The 19,442-nt window shown below is 65.2% G+C and carries 7 protein-coding genes; 4 read left to right on the top strand and 3 right to left on the bottom strand.

Annotated elements, in window-relative coordinates; all coding sequences use genetic code 11:
- From AC1RL5_RS04295 to AC1RL5_RS04280, 4 genes are all read left to right on the top strand, one after another.
- On the top strand, positions 1–2,160 hold the full coding sequence (locus tag AC1RL5_RS04295) for a type I secretion system permease/ATPase (RefSeq protein WP_492588891.1): 2,160 nt from the start codon (positions 1–3) through the stop codon (positions 2,158–2,160).
- Positions 2,161–2,281: 121 nt separating this feature from the next.
- Positions 2,282–11,293: a TcdA/TcdB pore-forming domain-containing protein gene (locus AC1RL5_RS04290; RefSeq protein ID WP_492588893.1), complete on the top strand. Its 9,012-nt coding sequence runs from the start codon at positions 2,282–2,284 to the stop codon at positions 11,291–11,293.
- A 78-nt stretch (positions 11,294–11,371) separates the two neighbouring features.
- The gene (locus AC1RL5_RS04285; RefSeq protein ID WP_123397374.1) at positions 11,372–12,877 is read left to right on the top strand and encodes a TolC family outer membrane protein; all 1,506 of its coding nucleotides are present in this window, start codon (positions 11,372–11,374) and stop codon (positions 12,875–12,877) included.
- A gap of 128 nt (positions 12,878–13,005) precedes the next feature.
- Positions 13,006–16,176, top strand: a complete 3,171-nt coding sequence (locus AC1RL5_RS04280) for an ATP-binding protein (RefSeq protein ID WP_207239458.1) — start codon at positions 13,006–13,008, stop codon at positions 16,174–16,176.
- Here AC1RL5_RS04280 and AC1RL5_RS04275 read toward each other — a convergent pair.
- From AC1RL5_RS04275 to AC1RL5_RS04265, 3 genes are all read right to left on the bottom strand, one after another.
- Positions 16,173–17,090 carry a LysR family transcriptional regulator gene (locus AC1RL5_RS04275; RefSeq protein ID WP_015635601.1) on the bottom strand — a complete coding sequence of 306 codons (918 nt, stop codon included), beginning with the start codon at positions 17,088–17,090 and terminating at the stop codon, positions 16,173–16,175. The two genes, AC1RL5_RS04280 and AC1RL5_RS04275, sit on opposite strands and share 4 nt — an antisense overlap.
- Positions 17,091–17,110: 20 nt before the next feature.
- Complete coding sequence (locus tag AC1RL5_RS04270) at positions 17,111–18,091, bottom strand: response regulator (protein WP_492588895.1); 981 nt, start codon at positions 18,089–18,091, stop codon at positions 17,111–17,113.
- A 99-nt stretch (positions 18,092–18,190) separates the two neighbouring features.
- Positions 18,191–19,441 (bottom strand): TIGR02270 family protein, encoded by a 1,251-nt coding sequence (locus AC1RL5_RS04265; protein WP_492588897.1) that lies wholly within the window; start codon positions 19,439–19,441, stop codon positions 18,191–18,193.
- Between the last annotated feature and the right edge of the window lies 1 nt (position 19,442).

The following is a 19,442-nucleotide window of genomic DNA, read 5'->3' as shown; positions in this document are numbered from 1 at the left end:
ATGACCCGCGCTTTCGATGCCGCTTCTGAACCCTCACCGACAATGCTCGACACCGGCCTGCACGCCCTGGCCTGGGCCGCCCGGCGCTTCGACCTGAGCATCAGCGTGGCGCAACTGACTCACCGCCTGGGGCGGGTTGAAGGTCCGGCCGACAGCCTTGACCTGCGGCGCTGCGCCGGCTGGATCGGCCTGCGCGCACGGGCAGTGCAGAGCCGGGTGCAGCGCTTGCATCACCTGCCGCTGCCGGCGCTGCTGGACACCACGCGGGGCTGGGCGGTGCTGGACGCGGTGGAGGGCGACCGGGTCCGGGTGTTCTGGCCGCTGCAGGGGCAATGCCAGACCCTGTCGCGCCAGGAGCTGGCGACGCTCTGGCAAGGCCATGATCAGGGACAGGGAGAGGTGTTGCTGCTGGCCGAGCGGCATGTGCAGCTGAAGACGGGTGGTTTCGGCGTCTCCTGGTTCCTGCCGTCGATCCTCAAGCATGGGCGCCAGTTTCGCAGCGTGCTGCTGGTGTCGCTGATGCTGCAAGGCGTAGCGCTGGTCACGCCGCTGCTGTTCGAGAACATCATCGACCGGGTCCTGGTCAGTCGCGGCCTGTCGAGCCTGCAAGTGCTGGGGATCGCCATGCTGGCCCTGGCGCTGTTCGAGCCCTTGTTCGGCCTCTTGCGGTCCTGGCTGTTCAGCAATGTGGCGAGCAAGATCAACGCCGAGCTGTCCGCGCGCCTCTACCAGCATCTGATCCAGTTGCCGCTGGGTTATTTCCAGCGGCGTCAGAGCGGCGAGATCATCGCCCGGGTCGGTGAGATGCAACAGATCCGCCAGTTTCTTACCGGCTCGGCCTTGACCCTGGTGCTGGACCTGGCGTTCTGCGGCTTGTTCATCGCCGTGATGTACAGCTACGCACCGCTGCTGACCTGGGTGGTGGTGGGCTCCCTGGCCCTGTATTTCCTCTTCTGGCTGTGTGTGGGCCCCTTGCTGCGCAGCCGGGCCTTGCGCGAATACGAGTTGAATGCGGCCAACACGGCGTTTCTCACCGAGACCGTGACCGGCATCGAGACCATCAAGACCGGGGCCATCGAAAGCGCCTTCCAGCAGCAGTGGCAGCGCCAGCTGGCGGCTTATGTGCGTGCGGCGTTCCACACCCGCATCGTCGGGATCTGGGCCGGGCAGGGCATCGGCCTGATCCAGAAGCTGACCGCAGCGCTGTTGCTGTGGTGGGGCGTGATGCTGGTGCTGGATGGCCAGTTGAGCCCCGGCCAACTGGTGGCCTTCAACATGCTGGCCGGGCATGTGGTGGAGCCGATCCTGCGCCTGGCCCAGGTCTGGCAGGACTTCCAGCACACGCTGATTTCCCTGCGCCGCCTGGGGGACATTCTCGACAGCGACTGTGAAAGCGGCAGCGGCGGCCTGGCCTCGGTGCCGGCTTTGCAAGGCGGGGTGAGCTTCCAGGGGGTGCGCTTTCGCTACGAGGAAGACGGCCAGGAGGTGCTGCGCCAGCTGGATCTGGAGATCCAGCCGGGCGAGTTCGTCGGCATCACCGGGCCTTCCGGTTCCGGCAAATCGACCCTGACCCGCCTGCTGCAGCGCCTCTATGTGCCCCAGCACGGCCGGGTGCTGGTGGACGGCATCGACTTGGCCATCGCCGACCCGGTGGCCCTGCGTCGCAACATGAGCGTGGTGCTCCAGGAAAGCGTGCTGTTCGCCGGCAGCGTTGCCGAGAACATCCGCCTGTGCCGGCCTCAAGCCAGCGACGCCGAGGTGCGGCAGGCCGCCAGTCTGGCCGGGGCGGCGTCCTTTATCGAGGCCCTGGCCCAGGGCTACGAGACCGAGGTGGGCGAGCGTGGCGGCCAGCTCTCCGGCGGCCAGCGTCAACGCATTGCCCTGGCCCGGGCCCTGTTGACCAACCCCGGCATCCTGTTGCTGGACGAAGCCACCAGCGCCCTGGACTACGAGTCGGAAGCGGCGGTGATGGCCAACCTGCAGGGCATCGTCCGCGGCCGCACGGTGATCAGCGTCGCCCATCGCCTCAATACCCTGCGCCATGCGGACCGGATTCTGGTCATCGATCAGGGCCGGGTGCTCGAACAAGGCACACACCAACAGCTGCTCGCCCTGGACGGGTTGTATGCCCGGCAGTGGGCGCTGCAGATGAAGGATTGACCCCACCGACGGCAGGAGGACTCGCCCACCCGTCATGTCTCCCCACCCCGCAGTTCCATACCCATAGGCAGCCCTTCGCGAGACGCAGGGCTTGGCTCAAAACAGACAAAGGATCATTGCAATGGCTTTTATGTCCAAGGACTTCACGCGCCTGCTCAATTCCCTGATCGACCAACAGATCAAGACGGCAGGGCGGCAAACCGAATGGTTCAACATGAGCGCCGACGAGCGTGCCGCGTACATCGGCCAGGTCGGCGAGCGCCTGCTGGAAATGCAGCAGAGCACCCTGAGCGTGCTGGCCGCCCAGCACTACCAGATGCAGGACAACCCGGTCTCGGTGGGCGACCAGTTGCAGGTGCTGCAACAACGCCGCAAAGAAATGAAGGCCATCGCCGACACGCCGGCCACCATTGCCTACAAGCAGCAACTGGACCGTGACATCCTGTTGTACAGCCGTCAGGACACGGCGATCAGCCACTATGACCGCACCTGGAGCAAGGCCCTGCGGCTGCTCAGTCCCGGTGGCGCCAAGGCCGAGGTCCTGCAAGCCGATGCGCCGGCCAAGCAGAAAGAGCTCAAGGGCCGGATCAACCGCCTGGAGAAGCACCTGAGCCTGCAGGTGGCCGACTCCACCTTCAGCCAGACCTACGTGACCCTGTTCTCCGAGCTGCAGGCCTACAAGGAGGTGAGTACCCGCTACAACGCCTGGCTCAAGGCCGCCCCGCAGCAGCAGGCCGCGAGCCTGGACGCACTGGCCAAGGCACCCCGGGCCTCCGACGAGCTGCCGGTGAACCTTTCACTGCTGATGATGGAGGAGCGCCCGGGCTACATCCGCATGAACGTGGCGCTGGTCAATGCCAGCACCGATGGCCGCTTCAAGGATTTCTACCTGGAGCACGGCCGGCTGGTGGTGCCCACCGACGGCGTGCTGAATTTCTCCTTTGGCACCGCCGCCCGTTCCCTGGCCTGGCAGCAACAGTACCGGCTCAAGAGCGAGCCACCGTCCATGCGCTCGCCGACCTATGCACCGATTCGCTCGGTGCTGGTCAAGACCGGGTTCGTCGAGCAGTACTTCGCCAACCACCTGGTGTCGGAAAGCTCCCTGCGCGAAGGGTTCAAGGCCCAGGTGCTGAGCAATGGCCGCAAGCTGCTGTTGACCGGTGTCGATCGCAAAGTGCCCAACCAGGTCGGCATCCAGGTCTCGGGCCAGTCGCCCGGCACCAGCGTGACCCGCGAAGTGCCCCTGGCCGGCGCCTTGAGCGAACTGATCAACCAGAACGCGGACATCACCAGCTTCCAGACCCTGGGCGTCGAAGACTATCGGCAGAACAGCTACCACCCGGACCGCGACGGCCTGTTCGTCAATATTCATGAGCTGGAGCGCTCGGTCGGCTTTGCCGAGCACCAGTACCTGCTGGAAATGCCCCAGGGTGACGCTTACCGTTCGGCGACGCCTTTTGCCGTGATGACCGTCGAGGGCGACAAGGTCAGCAGCAGCCACCTGAGCAAGGCCCAGACCGAGGCTTTGTACCAATACAACGCGGCGTTTTTCGAGCGCCTGGAACAACTGCGCGGCGAGGGCTTCAAGGCCAGCCGGCTGTTCGAAGGCAGCAGCGAGCGCGCCACCTTCGTGCAACAGCTGACGCGCCTGCTCGAACGCAACCACATCACCCCGGCCGGGGTGCTGCTGGCGCAACACAGCCGCCCGAGCCTGCGGGATATCAAGGGCAACAACCTGAACAAGGTGCTGTGGGAACAGGCCTTCGCCGCGTCGGTCTGGCAAAGCCACGACAACGATGAGCTGCTGTTCGGCCTGGGGCAGAACCTGGTGAAGAACCAGGCGCTGAGCAAAGTCCTGCAAGGTGGTTATCTGCAGAGCGACATTGCCCAGGCCAAATTGCTGCTGGCACCGCTGTATGAACAGTGGCGTGCCCAGGCGATCGAGGTGGAAACACAGCGAGTGGCCAGCGCCAACGCCGGGCAGCATCCAGGCAACCCGAAGGTGCATGTTTTCGATCAGGTGGCGGTGGAGCGCGGCCTGGACAGCAAGTTGCTGAACCTGTTGTTGAGCGGCCCCCGGGGCCTGGCGCCGGCCGACGTCGCGTTGCGGCCGACGGTCGAGGCGCTGTTGTCCGGCGACCAGGGCCGCAGCCTGCGCAAGCAGGCGTTGTTCCATGCCCTGCGCCCCGTGGCCGACAGTTTTTCCAAGGCCGCGGTGCCGGTCAATGCCCATGCCGCGCTGACGCCAAAAAACGGCGCCGACAAGGTCATGATCAACAACCGGCTGAACCAGCCCGACCCCTACCTGATCCTCAATACCCACCCGGAGCAGGCCCGGACCGATGCCGCGCTGCTGATCCAGGACGACAAGTACCGCAGCTACAGCCAGTTCCGCCCCGATCCGAACAATGAAGCCACACGCTACATGAACGACCTGGACACCCCGTTCGTGGGGGGCATTTCCGGGACCACCCAGACCGTCAGCAATGCCTTGCCGGAACTGTTCGGTAGCGCGCCGAGCGTCAAGCAGTACTGGCAGTTCCAGATGGCCAACGCGGCCTTCATGATCCGCAACGGCTACCACTCGTTCTTCGAAACCCTGTATGTCGCCGCCCGTTATGAACCCCAGGGGCCGGACAGCATCGGCAAGGACCTGCTGCAGACCTTCGACCGCTACCGTGCCGAAGGGCGCCGGGAGGCTTTGCATGGGGAGCTGTACGACGCCGTGATGGCCCGGGTCCTGCCCGTCGTCAATCAAGGCCTGGCGCCGAGCGAGGAGTTCCATCCACCGCGCTTCACCGACCTGGGGCCGCTGCCCGCGCTGTTGGGGCAGGCCGCCAAGGACCTGCAACTCAAGACCGGGCTGGCATCGCTCGGAGCCGGCTTCGAACCGCGCCAGGGCAGCGCCGACATTCACCAGTTTGCCGCCGACCCGGTGCAGTTCGCCCAGACCCACACCCTCAGTGCCGAGGCCCTGGTCAAGGAGGGGCGCTTGCCGGCCCAGGGCAACGTGCAGTTGGTGGAAGTCGCGCCCAGGCTGTATGAGCTCGAATACACCGAGCACAGCGCCAACTCCGTGAGCGGGAGCCCGGACAGCGTGCCGGCGTATTTCCTCGGCTACAACGGGCCGAACCAGGCCAACGCCGCGCCGGCCTATGTGGACATTCCCAAGCAGGCGCGCGCGGGCAGCTTCCTCTTTACCGGCACCTTGTCGGGCTGCTCGCTGGTGGTGACCAGCCTGGACGCCACTACCTATCGGGTCTATCACGACGGTCGGGTCAACAGTTCGCTGCTGTACGACAACGTGGTGATGGCGGTCGACTACAAGGACTACCAAGTGGCCGGCACCGCCGAGGGCCTGGCTGCGGCGTACATGCAGGTCGTCGACGGCCAGTGGCAGTTGGTGTTCCAGCGCCAGGAGTACCAGCGCGAAGGGCAGATGGTCTGGCCGAAGTTGCGCGAGGGTGCAGAGCCTCTTTCCATCCAGACCGCCGACAGCCAGGTGCAGGAACGCAACCGGACCCAGTTCGCCGAGTACCGCGAACAGGTGCACCAGAACCTGAAGAAGGTGGCGACCCAGTTCGGCGTGGCCACCGAAGGGGTGGCCGATGGCGTCTACAGCGGCGGCGACTTTTCTCCCGAGCACCCGGCCATTGCCGCCTGGAATCGGCTGCGCGATGCGGTCCAGGCCAAGGTCAGCGCCGACATCGAACAGCTCGGCAACCAGCGTTATCAACTCCAGGAGCAGCGGCGCGGGGCCAGCGACAAGAGCTTGATCGACCAGCAGATCAAGCAGCTCAACCTCACCCAGGATTTCTACCGGGCGCAGTACGAACCGGTGTTGCGTGAGGCCGCTTCGGTGGAAAAGACCTGGCTCTGGCAGCAGATCCAGGCCAAGCAGGGCAGCGCTGCGGTGGTGCGCACCGACGACACGGCGATCCAGGGCGGGGGCGATGAGCGCAGCACCAGCGTGGGCGAGCGCTACGCCATTGCCGAGGCCTATCAGCGCGGGGCCCGGGGCACGGCATTCAGTGACGGCGTGCGGGATTTCCGCGAGATCAAGATCCCCGGGCTGGACGACAAGAAGTCGGCCCTGGAGATGAAGCGACTGTTTCTCGACGGCCAGCTCACGCCTGGGCAGCGTGGCGCCCTGAGTGCTCGCATCAGTGAAACCAGCCAGGCCGAATACATCGACAAGGTGCTGCGCCAGACCGCGACCCTCAGTGAAGACTTCCGGGGCGCCGGCAGTGTCTTCGGCCAGTTGGCGCCCCAGGACTTCTACCTGTCGCTGGTGGGGGACCGCTCCGGAGGCCGCTGCTACCCGCTGGTCAGGGCCATGGCCGTCGCCCTGGCCAGGGGCGGCGAGGCGGGGGTCAACAGCCTGGTGCAGAAGCTGTTCCTGGCCTCGGCCGATCCCCAGGCGGGCAGCTCGACCTTGCTCAAGAACAGCCTGATCCGGCTGCATTCCAATGTCGACGCGGTCCAGGCCTCCAAGGCGCTGGGGCAGTTCCAGTTGTCCGACGTGGTGGCCCGGCTGGCCAACGGCAGCAGCGACTCGATGTTTGCCCTCAACACCCAGAACCACTCGATGATGGTGGGCAGTACCCAGGGCCCCGAAGGCCGTCGCTACTACTTCTATGACCCGAACGTGGGGATCTTCGCTTTCGACTCCAGCAAGGGCTTGGCCAAGGCCATGGAGCAGCACCTGGTGCGCCGAAAACTGGCGGCGCACTACGGCTCGTTCGGCAGCCAGTCGCAGCCGGCCTTCAACCTGATCGAGATCGACACCCACAAGATGGCCGAGGTGCCGGTGGGCAGCGGGCTGAACGTTGCCGATCTGTCCCGTCCCGAGGAGTTGGCCGGTGTCATCGGCCAACGCCGCCAGGTGGAGCAGGCGGTGGGTGCCCAGCAGCGCGTCAGCCAGGACCTGCGCCTGGGCGCAGCGCTGACCACGTTCGACGCCGAGCAATGGGGGGCGCGCTTCGACGCCGCCAGCACCCGGCTGGCCCGGGAGCACCAGTTGAGCAGCCAGTGGATACCGATCATCGCCAACACCGAGCCACAGCCGGAGGGCGGCTATCGGGTGCAGTTCATCAACCGTGACCAGCCCGATCAGACCCGCTGGCTGAGCACCGACGATGGCACCTTTGTCGAATTCCGTCGTTTCGTCGATGAGCACATGAGCGTGCTCAACGAGCACTTCACCCTGGAACATGGGCAGATCCGGCCCCGCGGCGGTGTCGGCGAAGTGGCGCATGTGGACGGCCTGAACGCGGGCTTTGCGGTCCAGACGCTGATCCAGTGGTTTGCCGACAAGAACCGCAAGGATGCGGCCCAAGGCGTGGTTTCACCGGACCTGGCCACCGCCCTGAAGATCCATAGCTACCTGGGCCTGGCGCAGATTGGCCATGGCACCTTGCAAGATGTGGCCAAGGTCACCCAACTGGTGCAAACCGCGTTGCGCGGCGAAGCCCTGGCCGCCGAGTCCTCGCTCAAGGACTTTGCCTCGACCCTGGGGCACACGGTCAACGAGGGCGCAGGCGTGCTGTTTGGCGGGGCCATGGTCGGCCTGGATGCCTATGAGCTGGCCCATGCCGAGAACGATGTGCAGAAAGCCGTATTCGGCACCCAGCTGGCGTTCGATTCGGCGAGTTTTGTCAGTGGCGCGGCGGGTATCGGTGCCGGGCTGATCGGCGCTTCGACAACGGCGGCGGTGCTGGGCGGCGCGGGGGTGATCCTCGGTGGCCTGGCGGTAGGCTTCACGGCACTGGCCCAGGCCTTTGGCGCGGTGGCCGAAGATGCCAAGGCGGTGGGACGTTACTTCGACACCCTGGACAACGCCTACCAAGGCAACGGCTACCGTTATGACGAGAAACAGCAGGTGCTGGTGCCCCTGGCCGGGGCGGTGGTCAAGCGCCTCGACCTGCGCTCGAACGAGGTAGGTTTCGACAGCCAATACATTTACCGCACTCACCACGGCTCCACCGGTTCCGGGGCGATCAACTACTTCTTCTGGGTCGGGGACTTTCCGCGGATGATCCACGACCGCGCCCAGGCGATCGAAGTGCGCAGCGGCATTGGCCACGGCGCCAAGCCGCCCAGACTCGACCACGGCGACAGCAGGACGGTGATCCTGCCGGGCACGCCCAAGTCCTACATCAGCTACGAGTACATGATCCTGCCAGGAGCCACCACCCGGCATGACACGGGCTTCGATGTGATTCGCAAGCTTGAGCAGGACCGGCGCTTCGACTACGACTTCTACATCTTCCCGAGCGAGGAGACGATCCGGCGGATTCACCAGGAGTACGTCGAGACGCCGGTAGAAGTGCTGCTCGATGGGCACAACCGGCAATTGGTGGTGCCGCAACTGCCCAAGGAGCTGTACGGCTACCTGCGCTACGACATCCAGGGCGCAGGCGGCGAATACCTGATCGGCCTCAACGAAGGCACCGAGGTCAGGCTCAGTAACGAGGCCGGTCGTCAGCCGTCACGCTGGATCATCGACAGCAGCCAGCTTGAGAGCGACAGCATCACCGTGGCGAAGGACCACCTGCTGGTGGGTGGGGTCAAGGTCAGGCTCGATCCGGCCCAGAGCGGGCAGGTGCTGCTGGTCAACGCCAAGGGCGAAGTACGGGCAGCCGATTTTGCCGGCCAGACCACCTACGTGGTGAAGGAAGACGCCAGCCAATGGCAGGTGTCCGGGCAGCGCATCGAACAGCACCTCAAGGAGCTGGCCCAGGCCCATCAGTTGCACGGCCAATACGTGGTGGTGGAGAACTACAAGCACGGTGAGCGCAATGTCGGTCGGGCTTACTACGACGTTGCCAAGGACCGCATGCTATTCACCGACACCGATGTGCAACAGGCGCGCAACGCCCAGTTGGGGGCGGTCATCGGCGAGCATGCCTACTTCGTCGATGCCGAGAACGCCGCCGCGTGGCGGGTCGATATTGCCAGCGGCAAGATCGATGCGCAGTTCGCCCCTGCGTTCAACCAGAGCGCCGGCCAGATCAGCCGATTCTGGCAAGAGGGCGATGCGGTGTATCTGGCCCGTCGTTATCAGCTCAAGGAGCGGGAAGCCGAACTGAGCTTCCGTATCCTCGGTGACCGCATGGAGCTGGTGGGGGTGGTCGGCGATGAGTCGTTGCTGCAACTGTCGGCAAGCAACAGCCAGCATGGCAAGGACGCCAAGACCCTGCTCAATACCCTGCTCAAGGGCTACGAGACTCAGGCCACCCAGCGCGACACCCCGGTGTACAGCCTGGGCGCGCCCGTGCTGGAGCCGACTGCGGCAGAGCTGATCACGGTGTTTGGCCTGGACAACGCCAAAGTCGCGCACCGCTACTGGGTGCGCAGCAGCGACGGCATCGTGATCAAGCCGAACCTGGCACCACCGGCCGGGCAGGCGCCGCGCGCCGATGCCCCGGGGCAGGCGCAAAGCGCCTGGCAGATTCCGGCCGACCTGGTGTTGGCGGGCAGCCAGGCGCAGCCCGGTGGCCAGGAAGTGTTTTATTTCTACAGCAAGGCGCAGCAGGTGCTGTTCCGCCAGGAAGGGCCGGGGCAGAAGGTGCTCGATGCCGGCCAGCCAAGCGCCTTGCGGCTGAGCACGCCGCCCCTGGCCAATGTGCTCAATCTCAATGGCCATCTGCTGGCCGTGACCAACGACGGGCGCATGGCCCGGATCGAGGCGACGGGACGGCTAAGCTATGAGGCGGTCAACGAGCATTGGCTCAAGGCCCACAGTAACTGGTGGAAAAACCTCGCCGAGGTCGCCGGCAGCAATGCCACCCTGGCGGTATTCGGGGTCAAGGCCGCCGACGGCAAGAGTGCGTTGCCGGTGTGGTACCACAACGGTCAGGTGGTGGTGGCATCGTCCGCGCTGCAAGGCAAGCCGCTGCAGTTTCTCGGCTTCGACAGTGCCAGCGTCAGTGCCCGGCTGTTCGAGCCCGAGAGCGGCAAGCTCTATCTGCAGCCGCCGCTGACAGCGCAAGCACTGGCCACCGCGTTTGGCAACGACGAGGTGCTTGAGGCCTCGGCGCAATTGCCGGCCGCCATTGACTGGATGCCCAAGCAGCCGCTGCGTTCGGCAGTCCAGGTCGATGCCGGGTTGCGCCTGACCACGGTGCAAGGCGAAGTGCTGCTGCGCAGCAACAACGGCGATGTGCAACTGGTGGCCGTGGACAAAGGCTGGCAGCAGGCACATCTGGGCAATCTGCCCCAGGCCCTGGCAACCGTGGCTGGCCAGTGGCGCGCCAAAGGCGTGTTGAGCTTGCAGGACGGCGACACCCGCGGCTGGTTCGATATTGCCAGTGGGCAGATGTTCGCCAGCAACGGCATCCCGGGTGGCAGCGACTTGCGCTTTATCGGCGTCGCTGCCGGGACGCCGAACTCGGCCTATGTCTACAGCCCGACGGCGCAGGCGCTGTATCAGGTCAAGGACGGCAAGGCGCTGCAGCTGGGCCATTACGCAAATGTCGAGCGCATCGGCTCCTCGCTGCTGCTTCAGGGAGCCAGCGGCAATGCTCCTCAGGATGACCTGGCGCCGCCGTTGATTGCCGGGGTCGACAGCGTGGTGCTGCACGGCGGCGCCGGGGATGACACCTATCGTTTCAGCCCGGCGATGTGGGCGCATTACCGCTCGGTGGTCATCGACAACGATGATCCGGGCCTGGCCCTGGATCGGGTGATCCTGCCGGTGGCCGATGGCAAGAATATCCTCGTCAGCCGTCGGGGCGAGGACGTGCAGCTGACCGACACGGGCAATGGCACCGCCCTGGTGCTGCGCCAGGTGCTGGGCAGCCAGGCGGCCGCCCATGGGCATTTGCTGATCGAGCTCAAAGGCGACTCGTCGATGCTCAGCGTCGAGCAACTGCTCAAGGGCTTTGGCCCGAGTGGATCGGCCGGGGACCGCGTGTTCGAACTGGCCTGGAGCCAGCGCGAGACGCTACCGGCGACGAACGCTCTGAGCTCGGCGGCGGATGAGCTGGACTCGGCTCCGGATGGCCGGGGCCCCAGCCTGGCAAAACTCAGCGGGGCCATGGCGGCCTTCGCTGACACCGGCGGTGCTCGCGAACAGCTGCCGAAAAACCATCAGGCCGCGCAGGCGGTGCTGGTGCCTTCACTGACCTGACCTCGCAGGAGAAACACAGGAGGGGCGCAAAGCCCCTCCTGTCTGCGGCGCCCTCTTTTCCCGGTGTTAGATCCAACCATGAGCAAACCCATGAATTCGCGGCAGCGAGCCCTTGCCGGCTGGCTGCTTGCCGTCCCGCTGCTGGCGGCGCCCCTGGCGCAGGCGGCCCCATTGCATCGGCAAGACCTGCCACAAGACTCGGCACAGCATCCGCCAGCCCATGTGCCACAACAGCGGCCCCAGGCACTGCCCAGCGACCTGTGGCGGGTGTACCTGGATGCCCGGCAGAACAACAGCGAGCTGGCGGCGGCCCAGGCCGATCAGGCGGCCCGCGCCGAGGCGGTGCCCCAGGCCAGGGCCGGCCTGCTGCCCACGCTGTCCGCCAGTGCCGATCTCAATGCCACCAGCACCTCCCTGCAGCAGCCGCGGCAGGACACCCGGCGCAGTGGCACCAGTTATCAGGCGGTGCTGAACCAGCCGATATTCCGCGCCGATCGCTGGTTCACCCTCAAGGCCGCGCAAGCTGAAGACCAGCAGGCCCAGCTGGAGCTGGCCGCCGCCGAGCAGAAACTCATGTTCGACAGCGCCCAGGCCTACTTCGGCCTGCTCAAGGCCCAGGACGCCCTGGCGGCGGCCAAGGCCGAAGAAGCGGCGCTCAAGCGCCAGCAGCAACTGGCCGAACGGGGCTTGCAGCTGGGCCTGTCGGACCGCACCGATGTGCTGCAGGCCCAGGCCGGCCATGACACGGCGCGGGCCAACCGCATCGTGGCGCAGAAGCAGACCGACGATGCCTTCGAAGCTCTGGACACCCTGACGCATCAGCAGTACCAGGCAGTCCAGGGGCTGCGCCACGACATGCCGGTGCTGTTGCCCGAACCCAACGACGCCCGGCGCTGGGTGGACACGGCGGTGCGCCAGAACCTGACCCTGCAGGCCAGCCAGTTCGCCCTGGAGGCGACGCAGCAGACCCTGAGCGCGCGCAAGGCCGGGCACGCGCCGACCCTGGACGCGGTGCTGCGCTACCAGACCGGGGACAACGACGCCCTGGGCTACGGCAACAGCGATATCCGAGGCAATGGCTACGGTGGCAATGTCGAGCAGCGCACCGTCGGGCTGCAGTTGAACATTCCGCTGTTCAGTGGCGGTCAGACCCGCTCCCAGGTGCGCGAAGCCCACCAGCGGATGAACCAGCGCGAGTACCTCAACGACGGCTTGCGGCGTCAAGTAGTGGAGCAGACCCGCAACCTGCATCGCGGTCTCAACAGTGGTGTCGATCAGGTGCAGGCGCGGCGCCAGTCGATCATCTCCAACCAGGGCGCCGTGCTGGCCTCGCAGATGGGCTTTCAGGTCGGAACCCGCAATATCGTTGATGTGCTGGAGGCGCAGCGTCAGCTCTATAACGCCGTGCGCCAATACAACAACAGCCGCTATGACTACATTCTCGACACCCTGCGGCTCAAGCAGGCGGTGGGGACATTGTCGCCCCAGGACCTCAAGGCGCTTTGTGATTACCTCAAGGCCGACTACGATCCGGACCGCGATTTTCTGCCGCCGGAGTTTCCACGCCGGCTGGCAAAACGCTGACAGGGCCAGGCAATGCCTCGGACAAGGGTTGGCGGGCACCGATTTTTTTCAGGTAAAGGGGGACAGGGTTGTACGGGTTATTGGACTTCTTCGACAGTCACAGGCGCTGCTGTTATGCCCTGGGCGTGATGATCGCGGGCGGCGCCGCAGGGGCGCTGGGCAACTACTACCGTGTGCAGGTCGAAGACGTCTACCGGGCCAGCATCCAGATGCAGACCCGGGAGCAGGCCCAGGACCTGGAACAATGGAAATCCAACGGTTTTGCCATTGGCGCACTGTCGATCCTCGGGCGTCACAACCCCTCGCTCAAACGCATTGTCCTGGAGCCCGAACCCTCTGCGGACCTGATGGAGCGGGCCACCATTCCCCTCAAGACCCTGTCCCTGGTGGTGGAAGCCAACCATGCGTTTGTTCTCAACCGGGAAGGGGTGGTGGTAGCGGCCCATGACCAGCACGGGCAGACGCCCCTGGGGCTGAACGTGGCCTTCCGCCCCTACTTCAAGGTGGCTCTCGATGGCGGCAGCAGTGTCTACGGCGCCATCAGCGCCACCACCGGCACTCGCATGTTCTACATGGCGGTACCGATCTTCGAGTCGCGTACGCGTCAGGACAAGGTGATCGGGGTGCTGGTGGCGCGTTTTGATGCCGATAGGCTCGATGCCAGCCTGAGCAAGCCGTACAGCGACGATCTGAAGATGATCCTGTCCCCCAGCGGCGTGGTGCTGGCCGCCAGTTCCCCGGCCTTTATCCTCAAGTCCGACCGCGCCTGGCCCTGGAACCGGTTCACGGGGGAGATCCGCCGCCAGTTCAGCGACTATCGGTTTGCCAACGGGGTGCCCGAACGCTTGCCCTTCGATGCCCATCAGTCGGTGATCCAGCTGGACGGCCGGCGCTATAGCCTGTCCCGGGTGGATTTCGACTGGAATGACCCGAGCGGTCCCTGGACCCTGATCACCCTGGGCGACCTGGATACGCTGTTGCCGGGGGAACAGGTGCTGCTGATCGAGGGGCTGAGTGCCCTGGTGTTCTTGCTGTTGCTGTGGGGCGGCCTGCGGCGCCTGGCCGATGCCCGGCGGCACAAGCGCGACGTGGCGCAGATCGAGCAGAGCGAACAGCGCCTGGACATGGCCCTGCAAAGCGGGGCCCTGGGCCTGTGGGACTGGAACCTCAGCCTGGGGACGGTCATCAACAACGATGTCTGGCTGCAGATTCTTGGCTACAGCAAACAGCAGATGGAACAGGCTTTCGGCCATGGCCTGGAGCGCTGGACCGCTCTGGTGCATCCGGACGACTACGAGCCGGTCATGGCCCGGCTCAAGGCGCACCTGAACAATGAAGTCGGCGAATACCGCGCTGAGTACCGCATGCGCAACAAAGAGGGGCAATGGCTGTGGGTGCTGGACATCGGCAAGATCATGCAGCGCGACGCCAGTGGAGCACCGACGCGGGTCACCGGGGTGCTGCAAGACATCAGCGAGCGCAAGGCGGTGGAAGCGCAAATCCAACAGTCACGACAGGATGCCGAGCGGGCGACCCAGGCCAAGTCGGAGTTTCTCGACTGCATGTCCCATGAGATCCGCACGCCGCTGAACGCGATCATCGGCATGGCCCACCTGGCACTGGACCTGCCACTGGAGCCGGTGCAGCGCGACTACATCGAAAAGATCGACCGTGCGGCCAAACACCTGGTGGGCACCATCAACGGCGTGCTCGACCTGTCGAAGATCGAAGCCGGCAAGCTGAGCATGGAGCAAGTGGGCTTCGACCTGCGGGAACTGGTGGACGATGTGTTGCTGCTGGTCCGCCAGCGCGCGGAAGAAAAGGCGCTGCGGCTGCAACTGGATATTCCGGCTTCACTGCCGCGCCGTTATGTGGGTGATCCGCTGCGTCTGGCCCAGGTGCTGACCAACCTGGTGGACAACGCGATCAAGTTCACCGAGGTCGGCCATGTCTGTATCGGTGTGTGCCTGGTGCGCCAGTGGGATCATCAGGCGCTGCTGTGCTTCAGCGTCACCGACACCGGGGTGGGCATCAGCGACGAGCAGCAGGCCCGCTTGTTCAATGTCTTTGTCCAGGCCGACCGGTCCATCAGCCGGCGTTATGGCGGCAGCGGCCTGGGGCTGACCATCTCGAAGAAAATCGTGCAACTGATGCAAGGTGATATCTGGGTGAAAAGCCAGCCAGGGCAGGGCGCAACATTCAAGTTCAGCGTGCAGTTGAGCCTGTCGCCGTTACCACTTGAGGAAAACTGCACCACGCCAGCCACTGGTGCCGCAGCGGGGCAGGGCGCGATCAATGACCCGGTACGCTGGCTGGCGGGGACGCGGGTGCTGGTGGTCGAGGACAACGGGCTCAACCAGGAAGTGTTGCAGGGCCTGCTGCAGCGCGTGGGGGTCCAGGTGGTGCTGGCGGCGAACGGTGCGCAGGCCCTGCGTCTGTTGCTTGAGGAGGGGCGCTTTGACGCTGTGCTGATGGATTGTCAGATGCCGGTCATGGACGGCTTCGCCACGACCCGCAAGATTCGCGGGTATCCGCACCTGCGGTGGCTGCCGATCATTGCCGTGACCGCCAGTAGCCAGGCCGATGTGCAGGGCAGGGCGGTGGCGGCTGGCATGAGCGATCTGCTGAGCAAGCCCCTGGAGGTCGCGGCGTTCTATCGGACCCTGGTGCGCTGGATCAAAGCGACAGACATGCCAGTAGCGCAAGTTCCGCCGCCTCCGGGTACAAGGGTCTTGAACTCGACTTATGCAGGCATCGACACCGCGCGCGGGCTGGCGGTGGTGAACCAGGACCTGGCCCTGCACCGCAAACTCCTGGCCGACTTTCGTGACAGCCAGCAGCAGGTCATCGAACGCTTGTGGCAAGCCCATGCCGCAGGGGACCTAGCCGCCCTCGGCTTTCTGGCCCACAGCCTGCAGGGCAACGCCGGGAACATCGGTGCCACGGCGGTCAAAGAGGCCGCTGGACAACTGGAGGAACAGGCGGGCGGGCCGGCAGCGCTGGGGCCGCTGATCGAGCAGCTGGCGCGTTGCCTGGAACCGGTGCTGGCCGGCCTGGCGTCCCTGCCAGGGGCAGCCGACGGGGATCTGGCACCGCAGCAGCTGGGGCTGGACCCTGAGCAGGTGTTGGCACTGGAGCGCTTGGCCAAGCTGCTGCGCAGCCATAATGCCCAGGCCCTGGCGCTGATCGATGAACTGTACGAGCAATACCCCTGTGACCCTCTGCGGGCCATTCAAGAGCGGATCTACCGATTGGAGTTCCAGCAGGCCCATGACCTGCTTGTCGACTTCCAGGGCTAGCGGGTGTCCTGGGTCAGGGCCTGATAGCGGGCCATGCGGTCGGTGCAGTGCTCGACCAGGCATTGATGCAAGGCGCGCAACGACGAAGTGATCTGCGAGCGGTGCGAGACCACCAGATTCAGCGGTGCCGCGTCGGACTGCCAACCGGGCAGCAACGGCAGCAGGCGACCGGCGAGCAGGTCCTCCACGACATTGAGCAGCGGCAGGTTGACCACGCCATGGCCAGCCACGGCCCAGCGCCGTGCGGCATCGCCATCATCACAGCAAAAATGCCCTTGCACCGGCACGTCCTCGACCTTGCCGGCCCCATGGAAACGCCAGCGGCTCTCCGGGCGGCCAATGCTGTGGCAGATGATGCATTCGTGCTCGCTCAGCTGTTCCGGCGACTCGGGCTGGCCATGCTCGGCCAGGTAATCGGGCGCGGCGCAGGCGATGAAGTAATGCTGCTTGAGCACCGGTAGCTCGACCAGATCCAGGGCCAGGTTCTTGCCGTAGCGCAACGCGGCATCGAAGCGGCCCTTGAGCAGGTCCTCTTCCTTGTCGCTCAGCGCCAGCTTGATGTACATGCGCGGCCGTTCCTGCTTGAGCCGGGCGAGCATGTCCAGCAGCAGGTTGCGGCCCAGGTCGGAAGACACCGTGAGTTCCAGCATGCCGTCATCGTGGCGCAACGAGCGCTTGCCGTTGGCCAGGATCTTCAAGGCGTGCTGGGCACTTTCCAGGTAGCGTGCGCCTTCGGGGGTGAGCTTCATGGTGCGGGTGGAGCGGGTGAACAGCCGCACGCCGAGGCGGTTTTCCAGGCGCTTGAGCCCCAGGCTGGCGGCAGCCGGGGTGATCGACATGACGCGAGCGGCGGGGGACAGGCCCTGCAGCTCGGCGATCAGAATGAACAGCTCCAGATCTGCGAAGTTAGGCATTGGCCAGGCTCACCATCCATTCACCGGCCGAAAAAGCTCTGTGACGAACTCAGCAAGGCCGCCGACAGCGGCTCCGGGTCGCCGGCGATGCACTGCTCGAACCCGGGCTGGCGGTACATCTGGCCCATGGCTTGCGCATGCCGACTGTGGAGGTCCTCGGTGCTGGCCTGGAGCAGGCTCAGGTGGTAGTTCAGTGCCAGGGCGAACAGACGGGCCGACAGGGACAACCGCTCGCAGGTGTGCAGCTCACCAGGGCCCTTGAGCAAGACATCGGCGTGGGTGATTTTCCAGGCAAGGTTGAGGATCGGGTCTTCCGGCTCGGCGTGGGCGAGAATCTCTTCAATCAGCAGCCTGCTGTGACCCAGGGCCTGATCGATACGGCTGCCCGGCTGATTGAGGCCCATCAGCGCCAGGCAGGCAGCGCTGCGCAAGGCCGCGGGGTCGCGCCGGCTCGGGCTGCTGCGCAGCAGAATCGACAGGGTATCGAGCAGGGCCTGGAGGCGAATCTGCGGATTGCCGGCCAGTTGCAGGGTCAATGCACTGACAAAACCGTCGCGCATGTCGCTGCCGGCGCAAGGTCCGGCCACCGCTTGCAGGTCATGCAGGGGTTTGTTGCGGTAGCCCAGTTGCGTTGCCACCCGGGCCAGTACCACAGGGGGCGAAATCGGCTTGGCGATGTAATCGGCGGCGCCCAGCAGCAGCCCCAGGCGTTCGTCTTCGACACTGTTGCGCGAGGTCAGGAAAATCACCGGAATGGCTGCAGTCGCCGGGTGACTCTTGAGCTCGCTGAGCACCTGGAAGCCATCCATCTCCGGCATCAGGATGTCGAGAATGATCAGATCGGGGCTGGCACTGCGAGCCAGGGCCAGGCCACGTTCGCTGTTCTTTGCCAGCAGCACTTCATATTCGGCGGTCAGGGTTTTCGACAGCACGATCAACGATTGCGGATCATCGTCGATGGCCAGAAGCGTATAGGGCTTGGGAACATGCTCTGCGGGCATGACGAGGGGGCCTGAACAAAATAGGCCGGCAGTCTAGCGTATTTGGTTTATGGGCACCTAGCGTCCAGCTGCCGCAGTCGAAGAGAATGAATCGCCTGCTCATCCTCCGGACAACAACCGCTTTTGCCGCCAGGCCGGTGCGCTGGTGGGAAAAAGCACTTCGGTCGGCCGGAAGCGGGCGATGCCGTAGGCGGCGGCAATACGCTGGCGTTGCTGGCCCCGGACAAGCGCTTGCTGAAAACTGCTTTCGCGCTGCGCCAACCCCAGCACATAGCCCACGCCCGCCTGGAAATCACCTCCATGGGCCTGCCACCAGGCTGCGATCAACTGCGGGTCGGGCCAGGGTAGATTCTCATCGGGGTCCATGGCGACATTGGCATCCTCAGGGTCGTCGTTCGGGCCTGCATCGAAATCCGGCAGGTCCTGCAATTCCAGATCGAGTAACGCCAGGTCTGCCCCAGTAATCTGGCTGAAGGCCTCGCCGGCGACGCGGGCATGAGGCAGGTCGCTCATCTGCTGGATCAGCCAGGGCACGCTGACCGGGTCGCCCAGCAGCCCAACGGCCTGGATGCCGACGCGCTGTTGCTCAGGGTTCTGTATCAACTGGCGTATCCAGGCGATGCTGTGCTCACGCCTTTGCCAGGCCAGCAGTACACAGAGCGCGCGGTACTGGAACTGGCCCGGTTGCTCGGCGAACTGCCGCAGCGGCTCCAGCGCTTCCTCGTCGCCCATCTGCGCGGTGGCCCAATTGGCCCAAAAGCGCGTGGCGGTGTCCTGGTGTTGCCGGTGGCTGCGAATGGTCGGCATCAGGTCACGACGGCGCAGCTCGCCGGCAGTGCGGGCGGCACGTGCCAGGACGCTTGGGTCGGCGTGGGAAAGGCCGGTAAGCAGGGCTGGGCCGGGGTCGTGGCGGTGCATGCCACAGGCGGCCAGGCCGAGGCGCAGAAACAGGGGGTCGGGGGAGGCGAGCAGGCGATCGATCCAGGGCGATACCCACTTCCAGTCGAGCCAACCCAAGGCCATCAGGTAGCCGCTTTCCGTTTCTACGGCACTTCGCAAATGCTCGCTGAGCCGTGACAACACCTGTGCGTTACCCGCCTCGAAGGCCAGCACCACACTGGCGAACAGCCCGCCAATGGAGTGTGGCCCAAGTTGAGCCAACAGGGTTTCCAGGCCGCAGGTGCCGGCGACGCGAAGGCCGTCAAGGTGGGCGTCGATGCGCTCGTCGAGTTGGCTGAGGTGGTCGAAATCGTAGTGCGGTGCGCCCAGGGCATAGTCCCGCAGGACGGCGAGGAAGCTGGCTTCTTCGACATGTTGATCCAGAATCAGCGGAATCAAGTTCGAGTACATT

It is taken from the genome of Pseudomonas sp. GW822-FHT06D10, assembly GCF_058799535.1.
Note: the sequence above shows the minus strand (reverse complement) of the source record. Positions and strands in the feature narration are given on the sequence as shown.

Coding starts and splice junctions, on each gene's coding strand:
- AC1RL5_RS04280 (WP_207239458.1), top strand. CDS start 13,006: ATGATCGCGGGCGGCGCCGCAGGGGCGCTGGGCAACTACTACCGTGTG.
- AC1RL5_RS04275 (WP_015635601.1), bottom strand. CDS start 17,090: ATGCCTAACTTCGCAGATCTGGAGCTGTTCATTCTGATCGCCGAGCTG.
- AC1RL5_RS04295 (WP_492588891.1), top strand. CDS start 1: ATGACCCGCGCTTTCGATGCCGCTTCTGAACCCTCACCGACAATGCTC.
- AC1RL5_RS04290 (WP_492588893.1), top strand. CDS start 2,282: ATGGCTTTTATGTCCAAGGACTTCACGCGCCTGCTCAATTCCCTGATC.
- AC1RL5_RS04285 (WP_123397374.1), top strand. CDS start 11,372: ATGAGCAAACCCATGAATTCGCGGCAGCGAGCCCTTGCCGGCTGGCTG.
- AC1RL5_RS04270 (WP_492588895.1), bottom strand. CDS start 18,091: ATGCCCGCAGAGCATGTTCCCAAGCCCTATACGCTTCTGGCCATCGAC.
- AC1RL5_RS04265 (WP_492588897.1), bottom strand. CDS start 19,441: ATGTACTCGAACTTGATTCCGCTGATTCTGGATCAACATGTCGAAGAA.